Here is a 339-nt window from a genome sequence, read left to right on the forward strand (position 1 = left end):
GCCTTGCATCAGCAGGCGGTTGCCTTTGATCACGCCGGGGCCCATGCGGTCTTGCATCAGCAGGTTGCCGGCCGGGTCGTGGGCGAAGCGTTCTTGCAGGTCTTGTGAGTGGTTGGCGCGGGTTAGGCGGTCCAGGGGATCGTAGTGGTAGTCGTGCTGGCCTTTGCGGGTGTCGAGGATGCGGGTCAGGTTGCCGCGCTTGTCGTAGTCGTATTGGCGGCGGTAGTGGCGTTGTTCTTGTTGAGTCAGGGCGTGGGTGTGTAGGCGGCCTTGGTCGTCGTAGTGGTAGTGGCTGAGGAGTTGGCCTTGCTGGCGCTGGTGTTCGCGGCCTGATTTGAA

General features: G+C 62.5%; 1 protein-coding gene. It reads right to left on the bottom strand.

The window, feature by feature from the left end:
* A partial coding sequence (locus AAEZ06_RS26950) for an RHS repeat domain-containing protein (RefSeq protein WP_502948054.1) occupies positions 1–339 on the bottom strand: 339 nt, incomplete at both ends.

Source organism: Pseudomonas sp. HY7a-MNA-CIBAN-0227 (assembly GCF_040310325.1).
Taxonomy (GTDB): domain Bacteria; phylum Pseudomonadota; class Gammaproteobacteria; order Pseudomonadales; family Pseudomonadaceae; genus Aquipseudomonas.